Source organism: Streptomyces sp. NPDC057743 (assembly GCF_042798755.1).
Classification (GTDB): domain Bacteria; phylum Actinomycetota; class Actinomycetes; order Streptomycetales; family Streptomycetaceae; genus Streptomyces.
Window position 1 is genome coordinate 220,433 of sequence record NZ_JBHVJX010000007.1, and the last position, 8,384, is coordinate 228,816.

The 8,384-nt window shown below is 72.9% G+C and carries 8 protein-coding genes; 6 read left to right on the forward strand and 2 right to left on the reverse strand.

The window, feature by feature from the left end; genetic code table 11:
• The first annotated feature begins 2 nt into the window (after positions 1 to 2).
• The 6 genes from ACFVFQ_RS10755 to ACFVFQ_RS10780 all read left to right on the forward strand — a co-directional run bounded on the left by ACFVFQ_RS10755 (position 3) and on the right by ACFVFQ_RS10780 (position 6,391).
• On the forward strand, positions 3 to 944 hold the full coding sequence (locus ACFVFQ_RS10755; protein WP_383412160.1) for an ABC transporter permease: 942 nt from the start codon (positions 3 to 5) through the stop codon (positions 942 to 944).
• On the forward strand, positions 941 to 3,133 hold the full coding sequence (locus ACFVFQ_RS10760; protein WP_383412162.1) for a dipeptide ABC transporter ATP-binding protein: 2,193 nt from the start codon (positions 941 to 943) through the stop codon (positions 3,131 to 3,133). The genes ACFVFQ_RS10755 and ACFVFQ_RS10760 overlap by 4 nt, the downstream gene beginning before the upstream one ends.
• A 101-nt stretch (positions 3,134 to 3,234) precedes the next feature.
• On the forward strand, positions 3,235 to 4,158 hold the full coding sequence (locus tag ACFVFQ_RS10765; RefSeq protein ID WP_383412165.1) for a MetQ/NlpA family ABC transporter substrate-binding protein: 924 nt from the start codon (positions 3,235 to 3,237) through the stop codon (positions 4,156 to 4,158).
• Positions 4,155 to 5,018 (forward strand): methionine ABC transporter ATP-binding protein, encoded by an 864-nt coding sequence (locus tag ACFVFQ_RS10770; protein ID WP_383412168.1) that lies wholly within the window; start codon positions 4,155 to 4,157, stop codon positions 5,016 to 5,018. Before ACFVFQ_RS10765 ends, ACFVFQ_RS10770 begins: the two co-directional genes overlap by 4 nt.
• Positions 5,015 to 5,680: a methionine ABC transporter permease gene (locus tag ACFVFQ_RS10775; RefSeq protein WP_383412171.1), complete on the forward strand. Its 666-nt coding sequence runs from the start codon at positions 5,015 to 5,017 to the stop codon at positions 5,678 to 5,680. The genes ACFVFQ_RS10770 and ACFVFQ_RS10775 overlap by 4 nt, the downstream gene beginning before the upstream one ends.
• A gap of 201 nt (positions 5,681 to 5,881) precedes the next feature.
• Positions 5,882 to 6,391 (forward strand): hypothetical protein, encoded by a 510-nt coding sequence (locus tag ACFVFQ_RS10780; RefSeq protein WP_383412174.1) that lies wholly within the window; start codon positions 5,882 to 5,884, stop codon positions 6,389 to 6,391.
• Between the two features lie 111 nt (positions 6,392 to 6,502).
• Here the strand turns inward: ACFVFQ_RS10780 and ACFVFQ_RS10785 are convergent, their stop codons facing one another.
• Positions 6,503 to 7,258, reverse strand: a complete 756-nt coding sequence (locus tag ACFVFQ_RS10785; protein ID WP_383412178.1) for a dienelactone hydrolase family protein — start codon at positions 7,256 to 7,258, stop codon at positions 6,503 to 6,505.
• A 177-nt stretch (positions 7,259 to 7,435) separates the two neighbouring features.
• Complete coding sequence (locus ACFVFQ_RS10790) at positions 7,436 to 8,182, reverse strand: NUDIX hydrolase (protein ID WP_383412181.1); 747 nt, start codon at positions 8,180 to 8,182, stop codon at positions 7,436 to 7,438.
• Positions 8,183 to 8,384: the final 202 nt, after the last annotated feature.

The window sequence follows — 8,384 nt, forward strand, 5'->3', positions numbered from 1 at the left end:
CCATGAACCGCGTCGCCCTCCACCGCTTCGTCCGCAACCCCAACGCCGTCCTCGGCGCCGGCCTGATGCTGCTGCTCTTCCTGCTCGCCTTCGCCGGCCCGTACCTGACGCACTTCAGCCACACCGACGTCGACTACACCGCCCTGCGCCAACCACCCTCCGCCGCCCACTGGTTCGGCACCAACAGCATCGGCCAGGACGTCTACGCCCAGGTGTTGCGCGGCCTGCAAAAGTCCCTGCTGATCGGCCTGTTGGTCGCCCTCTTCGCCACCGTCCTGGCCTCCCTCGCCGGTGCCTGCGCCGGCTACTTCGGCGGCTGGACCGACCGGCTGACCACTCTGCTGATCGACCTGCTGCTGGTCTTCCCGGCCTTCCTGGTCATCGCGATCGTCTCGCCCCGGCTCCGCTCGGCGAGTTGGCTGGCCTTCGTCGCCCTGCTGGCCGCGTTCGGCTGGATGCTCACCGCCCGCGTGGTCCGCTCGATGACGCTCTCGCTCAAGGAACGCGACTTCGTCCGCGCGGCCCGCCTGATGGGCGTCCACCCGCTGCGCATCGTCGTCCGCCACATCCTCCCCAACGTCGCCTCCTTCCTGATCGTCGACGCCACCATCGCGGTCGGCGGCGCGGTGATGAGCGAAACCGGCCTGTCCTACTTCGGCTTCGGCGTGCAGCCGCCGGACGTCTCCCTGGGCACCCTGATCGCCGACGGCACCGGGGCCGCCGTCACCTACCCCTGGATGTTCTTCTTCGCCGCCGGACTGCTGGTGCTGTTCGTCCTCGCCGTCAACTTCCTCGGCGACGGGCTGCGCGATGCGCTCGACCCGACCTCGGACCGGGCGCGACGACGGGGCGCCGGCCGGCAGCCCCGCCGCCGCACCACCCGCCGAACCCACCAGGAGCGCCAGCAGGGGCACCCCGTCCCGGAAGGGAGCGCACGCGCATGACCGCACAGCCGACCGCACAGCCCACCCGAACCGCGTGGCCGACGGGCCCCCAACCGGCAGATGACGCCGACGCGGTGCTCCGCATCCGCGATCTGCGCGTCGACTTCGACGGCCCCCACGGCCCCGCCCCCGCCGTGCGCGGCGTGGACCTCACCCTGCACCGCGGCGAGGTCCTGGGCCTGGTGGGGGAGTCCGGCTCGGGCAAGTCCACCGTCGCCCTCGCCGCCATGGGCCTGCTGCCGGACACCGCCCGGACCACCGGTTCGGTCACCCTCGGAGGCACCGAACTCGTCGGCGCCGGCGACGCCGCCCTCTCCTCACTCCGCGGCCGCCGCATCGGCATGGTCTTCCAGGACCCGCTCTCCGCGCTCACGCCCGTCCACCGCGTCGGCGACCAGATCGCCGAGGCCATCCGCACCCACCACGACGTCCCCCGCGCGCACGCCCACCGCCGGGCCGTCGAACTCCTCGACCTGGTCGGCATCCCCGACCCCGCCGCCCGCGCCACGGCCTATCCGCACGAATTCTCCGGCGGGATGCGCCAACGCGCCCTGATCGCCATGGCCATCGCCAACGAGCCCGAGGTGCTGCTCGCCGACGAACCCACCACCGCCCTCGACGTCACCGTCCAGGCCCAGGTCCTCGACGTGCTGCGCACCGCACAGCGCGCGACCGGTGCGGCGCTGCTGCTGGTCAGCCACGACCTGGGTGTCATCGCCGGGATGGCGGACCGGGTCGCGGTGCTGTACGCGGGCCGGGTGGTGGAAACCGGGCCGGCCACCGAGCTGTTCGCCACGCCCCGGATGCCGTACACGATGGGCCTGCTCGGCGCGGTCCCGCGACTGGACGAGAACGAAGGGGTCGCGTCGGGCGTGGGTGAGGGAGCGTCAACTCGACTTCCACGGACGCCACTTATTCCGATACCAGGCTCCCCGCCCGCGCCGCGTGAACTGCCCGCCGGCTGCGCCTTCGCGCCGCGTTGCCCGCTGGCCGAGGATGCCTGTCGGACGGCCGAGCCGGAGCTGTTGCCGGTCGGTGCGGGACCGGTGTCGGGACCCCAACACGCGGCATGCATCCAGGCGGACCGGATCGCCGAGCGCGGGCTGACCGCCACCGACGTCTACCCGCAGCCAACAACGCCCGCCGCCGCACCGGCCTCGGACCAAGGCGACACCTCCGCCGCCGTCCTCAACGTCACCGGCCTGACCAAGACCTACCCCGTCTTCAAGGGTGGGGTGTTCCGGCGCCGGGTCGGGAGCGTGTACGCCGTCGACGGCGTCGAGTTGGACCTCCGGCGCGGCGAGACGCTGGGGCTGGTCGGCGAGTCGGGCTCCGGGAAGTCGACGGCCCTGATGGAGATCCTCGGCCTGACCGCGCCCGAGGGCGGCACGGTGGAGGTGCTCGGCCGGGACGCCGGGAGCCTGGACCGGGCCGCGCGCAAGCGCCTGCGCGGCGAGGTGCAGATCGTCTTCCAGGACCCGCTGTCCAGTCTCGACCCCCGGCTCCCCGTGGGCGAGATCATCGCCGAGCCGCTGCGCGCCCAGGGCGCCGAACGGTCCCATATCGCCGCCCGGGTACCGGAGTTGCTCCGTCTCGTCGGGCTCTCGCCCGAGCACGCGGACCGCCATCCGCACGCGTTCTCCGGCGGCCAGCGCCAGCGCATCGGCATCGCCCGCGCGCTGTCGGTGGAGCCGCGCCTGCTCGTCCTGGACGAACCGGTCTCCGCGCTCGACGTCTCCGTACAGGCAGGCATCCTCAACCTGCTCGCCGAACTCCGCGCCGCGCTGGGCCTGTCGTACCTCTTCGTCTCGCACGACCTGTCCGTGGTCCGGCACATCGCCGACCGGGTGAGCGTGATGTACCTGGGCCGAACCGTCGAACACGGCCCGGTGGAGCGGGTGTTCGGCGCGCCCCGCCACCCCTACACCCGCGCGCTACTGTCGGCGGTGCCACTGCCGGACCCGGTGCGCGAGCGCCGCCGCGAACGCATCCTGCTCGCCGGCGACCCGCCGAGCCCCACCCAACGGCCCACCGGCTGCGGCTTCCGCGGACGCTGCCCGTTGTACGCGGCGCTGTCGCCCACCCGCGACGCGGACCGCCGCGCCCGCTGCGAGCGGGAGGCCCCGCCACTGACCGCGACCGGCCCCGAACGGGCCGCGGCCGCCTGCCACTTCACCGACCAGCCGTAACCGCCCCGGCCCACAGCGCCACCCACCAGACCGGGCGCCGCCACCCCACAAGGGCCCGGCGCCCCACCCCAACCCACCACCCAAGGGAACGACCGACCACCATGCACCACAAGCTCACCACCACACCGCGCCCAGGCACCAGACGCCCCACCGGGCCGGGCCGCCGTGCGCTCCTCGCCGGCGCCGCCGCCACCGCCCTCGCCCTCCTCGTCGCCGGCTGCGGCGCCTCCGGCTCCCAGGCCCACCGCATCCGGGTCGGCGTGAGCGGGGACTCGACCGAGTGGGACGTCCTGGCGAAGGAGGCGAAGAAGAAGGGACTGGACGTCGAGGTGGTGCCGTTCGACGACTACTCCCTGCCCAACAAGGCGCTCGCCGCCGGCGACATCGAGCTCAACGCCTTCCAACACCTGGTGTTCCTGGCCCAGTCCAACGCCGAGAACGGCACCGACATCGTGCCGCTGGCCCCCACCACCGTCGTCCCGATGGGCCTGTACGCCAAGAAGATCGACAAGCTGGCCGACCTCCCGGACGGGGCCCGGATCGCCCATCCCAACGACCCCGCCAACGAGGGCCGCGCGCTGCGGCTGCTGGCCCGGGCGAAACTGATCACGCTGAAGCCCGGCACCGGCCTGTACGCCACCGCGGACGACATCGCCGCCAACCCCCACCACCTGCGGTTCACCCCCGTCAACGCGCAACAGACGCCCCGCCTGCTCGCCGACGTGGACGCCGCGGTCATCAACGACGGGGTAGCCAGCCTGTCCGGGATCCGCGCGGACACCGCCCTGTTCAAGGACGATCCGCACAGCCCCGACATCCGGCCGTACCTCAACGTCATCGCCGCCCGCGGCGCGGACCGGGACAACCCGGACTACGCCGAGGTCGTCAAGCTCTACGCCAGCAAGCCCGTCCAGGACGAGGCCCGGCGGACCTCCAACGGCACCGCCGTCCACCTCGACCTCTCCGCCGCCCAACTGGCCGCCGAACTCTCCCGCGTCGGGCGTCAGCTCAAGGGGGCGTCGTGACCACCAGTCCGGAGGAGTCCGCCGTGCCCGGAGCGGTCATCCAACTCCGGGGCGTCAGCAAGGAGTTCGCCGGCGGGACGGTCGCCGTCGACCGGGTCGACCTCGACGTCGAGGCCGGCAGTGTCCTCGGTATCGTCGGCCACAGCGGCGCCGGCAAGTCCACCCTGCTGCGGCTGATCAACCTGCTGGAGGCGCCCACCACGGGCACCGTCACCGTGGACGGCCGGGAACTGGCCGCACTCGGTGCCCGCCCGCTGCGCGCCGCCCGCCGGGACATCGGCATGGTCTTCCAACAGTTCAACCTCTTCCGCTCGCGCACCGTCCTCGGCAACGTCGGCTACCCGCTGCGGCAGGCCGGCGCCCGTCGGGCCCTGGCCAGGGAACGGGCCGAGGAGGCGCTGCGCTTCGTCGGACTCGCCGACCAGGCCCGGCGCTACCCAGAACAACTCTCCGGCGGTCAATGTCAACGCGTGGGCATCGCCCGGGCGTTGGCGACCCGGCCCCGAGTGCTGCTCTGCGACGAGGCGACCTCGGCACTGGACCCGCAGACCACCCAGGAGGTGCTGGCGCTGCTGCGTCGGGTCAACGACGAACTGGGCGTCACCATCGTGCTGATCACCCACGAGATGGAGGTGGTGCGGGCGGTCTGCGACCGGATGGCCGTGCTGGACGCCGGCCGGATCGTGGAGAGGGGACCGGTCCGCGAGGTGTTCGCCGCGCCCCAACACCCCACCACCCGGGCGTTCGTGCGCAGCGCGGTGCAGGCGTCGCCGCTGCTGGACCTGCTCCCCGAGGCGCTGCGCAGACACGGTGTGGACGAGGCGGTCGCCGCCTCGGTACTGGCGGAGGTGGGCGCATGATCCAGCAGGACTGGGGCCTGCTCTGGCCCAAGATCGTCGACGCCACCGGCGAGACGCTCTACATGGTGCTGGCCACCCTCGCCCTCTCCGGAGTGCTCGGCCTGGTCGTCGGGCTCGCGCTCTACGCCACCCGCAAGGGCGGCGTCCTCCAGCAGCGGGCCGTCTTCATCGTGCTGAGCGCCTTCGTCAACATCGTCCGGCCGGTGCCCGCGCTGATCGCGATCGTCGTACTGTCCCCGATGACAAGGGAGTTGATCGGAACGGCGGTGGGTACCGATGCGGTGATCTTCCCGATGACGGTGATCGCGACGTTCGGCGTGGCCCGCATCGTGGAGAGCAATCTGCTCGCCGTGGAACCGGGCGTCATCGAGGCGGCCCGCGCGATGGGCACCGGCCCGGTCCGCATCCTGCTGACCGTACTGGTGCCGGAGGCACTGGGGCCGTTGATCCTCGGCATGACCTTCATGCTGGTGGCGCTGATCGACTTCTCGGTGATCGCCGGCACGGTGGGCGGCGGTGGCGTCGGCAACCTCGCCATCACCCACGGCTATCTGCGGTTCGACACCCGGGTGATGGTGGTGACCGTCGTCATCCTCATCGCGCTGGTCCAGGCGGCGCAGTTGCTCGGCAACGTGCTGTCGCGCAGGGTTCTCAGGCGCTGAGGCCGGCCGTTGGCACCGCCGGGCGGGGGCGGCGCGGGGATGGCGGGGTTTCCCAACGCCCGCGCCGCGGCCCCGAACGCGGGCCCGAACCGGGTCTCGGATACCCTGACCGCTGCCCTGGCGCGGGTGGTCCCGCCCAGCCTGTCGGGGCCGGGCCGGGGTCGCCCGACGGCCCACTGATCGCCGACCGCAGAGGGAGACATGCGCAAGAAGCACCGACTGGTAGGCGCCGGACTGGCGGCGTTCCTCATGGCCGGACTGGGCGCGTGCGGCAGCGGCGGTGGTGGTGGCGGCGGTGGTGGGCAGAGCGTCCTACCGCACCGGGACGCCGTCTCGGGGCTGCGGGCCGGAGTCCGCCACGTCGCCAGACAGACCACCCAGGCCACCCGCCCGCACCGGGTCACCACCTGCACCCCAGGCACCCGGCGGGTCAAACACACCACGCGCAGCGGCAAGAGCAAGAAGACCTGGTACAGCACCGAGCACTACCAGGACTGTCACCAGAGTGTGCGGGGCACCGAGCGCTACCGCCGGGAGGTCCGACCGGAGCGCTGGTGCGTGCGGCTGGACGGCGTCAACGGCGACCGGCGCAAGAACGGGGTCTGGTTCGCGGTCGACCCCGACACCTATCACCGGGCCGTCAACGCCAAGGACCACGCCCAGTTGCGGTTCACCCCGATCGACAGCGGGAGCGCGACCGGCTGCCGGTAGTCGGTAGTCGCGACCGACGGCCGGTGGTCGGGCGATCCGCCCGACCACCGGCCTCGGCGTCGACGCGGCCTCAAGTACCCGACGTCGCCCCGGTGTTAGCGCGTTGCTACCTCAGAGCGTCCGCCCGAAGAGGTCCAACAGCGCCTGCCAATGGCGCTCGGCCGCCTCGGCGTTGTACATCGCGGTGTCGGTCTGGGTGTAACCGTGCTGGGCGCCCTCGTACAGTTCGCTGCGGTAGCGCACGCCGGCCGCGTCCAACGCCCGTTCCAGGGCTGCGATTTGCTCCGCTGGCATGGAGCGGTCGTTGTCGGCGTGGCCGAAGTACAGCTCGGCCGTGACGCGGTCGAGGGCCCGGTGCGGGCTGTCCTCGGCGTCGGTGGCCAGGTTGCCGGCGTGGAACGCGCCGGCCGCCGCGATCCGGTCCGGGTAGGCGGCCGCGGTGCGGACCGCCAGCACGCCGCCCATGCAGTAACCGGTGGTGCCCACGGGGCCGTCCGCGACCAGGGGCGAGGCGGCCAGCCAGTCGAGGTACGCGCCGGCGTCCCGCATCGCCAGCTCGGGCGTGAAGGACTGGATGATCGGCATGATCTTCTCGAAGATCTGCGGCCGCTCGGCGGGGTTGATGTGCTCGGGCAGCTCCACCACCGGGGCCCGGCCGGCGCGGTAGAGGACGTTGGGCACCAGCACCGTGTAGCCCTGCCCCGCCAGTCGCTTGGCCATCTCCTTCAACGCGGGGCGCAGCCCGAAGGCGTCCATGTAGAACAGGACCCCGGGGTGGGGCGCGCCGTCGTCGGGGTGGGCGAGATAGGCGTCGGCGGTTCCGTCCGGTGTGGGGAGGTCGATCGATTCGCCGTGCACGTTGGTCATCTCCGCACCTTTCATCAGGCATCCGGGCGCCGCGCGGGAGCGGCCGCCCCTCCGTCGACTGCCATGGCCGACGGATCTTCACACGGTAACCCCTCACCCGCTCCCCCCTCGGGCCAGGGCGGCGGGACAGGCACGGGACTACCCGAGCGGACGGTCGGGCTCTCGTCGCGCGGTGCCTCAGGAACGGCCGTAGCGGCGCACCACCGGCGCCAGATAGGTGGCGCACGAGCCGCCCAGGTCGGCCAACTCATCGTCCGAGCCGATGAGTTGGACCCGGTCGAACTCGGCACCGCGCCCGCGCTCGGCCTCCGCCGACGCCAGGGCCGCATTGCGTTCGCGCAACCACCGCGCGGGCCGTTCGGGGGCCAGGAACACCACCCCGACGCTGCCGCGCGCGCCCCGTAGCACCAGCCACAGCGCCAGGTCGCCGGGCGGCGTGTCGACGCCGGTCTCCTCGGCCAGTTCGCGGGCAGCGTGCCGTTGGAGCGCGGCGCTATCGAGGGGGCGGTGGGGAGCGGGCGGTTCGATGGAGCCGCCCGGCAGTTGCCAACGCCCGGGCGTGGCCGTCCAGGAGGCCATCCGCCCCACCAGCACCCGCCCGTCCTCGGCCGGCTGCACGACGGCGACGAACAGGGCCGGCAGCCCCGGGGTCGCGCCCGGGCCCCGGCGGCGGACGTATCGGCGGTAGGTGGTGCGGGCCCAGGAGACGGTCACGTCGTGCGGGCCGGTCCGCGTCAGCCGCGTGCAGGCCACCACGGGTCCGTCGAAGAGGTCCGGATTGGCCCGGACCGCCTCCTCCCAGGCGCGGTCAACGGCCTGCCGTGCTTCGGGCGTCAGGGGCGGCGTCGGCGCCTCGACCAGGCGGATCCGGCGCACCTCCTGGATCTCTACGGCGGGGCGCCCCGGCGGCGGTTCGGTGGTCATGGGGTCACCTCCGCACCGTTGTTGGCTGTCCGCGCCCGTCCATGCGCCCAGGATCGCTCACCGGGCGACCGTTCGCCGGAAGCCCGGACCCTGCGGCGTGGGGGGGGTGTTGGGGTTTGGGGGGCAGACGCGGCGCACAAACACGCCCCGCCGGTCTGGCCTCGCTGGGGGTGAGATAAAGAAAAAAAAACCCCCAGGCCAA

Coding starts and splice junctions, on each gene's coding strand:
- ACFVFQ_RS10755 (WP_383412160.1), top strand. CDS start 3: ATGAACCGCGTCGCCCTCCACCGCTTCGTCCGCAACCCCAACGCCGTC.
- ACFVFQ_RS10760 (WP_383412162.1), top strand. CDS start 941: ATGACCGCACAGCCGACCGCACAGCCCACCCGAACCGCGTGGCCGACG.
- ACFVFQ_RS10765 (WP_383412165.1), top strand. CDS start 3,235: ATGCACCACAAGCTCACCACCACACCGCGCCCAGGCACCAGACGCCCC.
- ACFVFQ_RS10775 (WP_383412171.1), top strand. CDS start 5,015: ATGATCCAGCAGGACTGGGGCCTGCTCTGGCCCAAGATCGTCGACGCC.
- ACFVFQ_RS10780 (WP_383412174.1), top strand. CDS start 5,882: ATGCGCAAGAAGCACCGACTGGTAGGCGCCGGACTGGCGGCGTTCCTC.
- ACFVFQ_RS10785 (WP_383412178.1), bottom strand. CDS start 7,258: ATGACCAACGTGCACGGCGAATCGATCGACCTCCCCACACCGGACGGA.
- ACFVFQ_RS10790 (WP_383412181.1), bottom strand. CDS start 8,182: ATGACCACCGAACCGCCGCCGGGGCGCCCCGCCGTAGAGATCCAGGAG.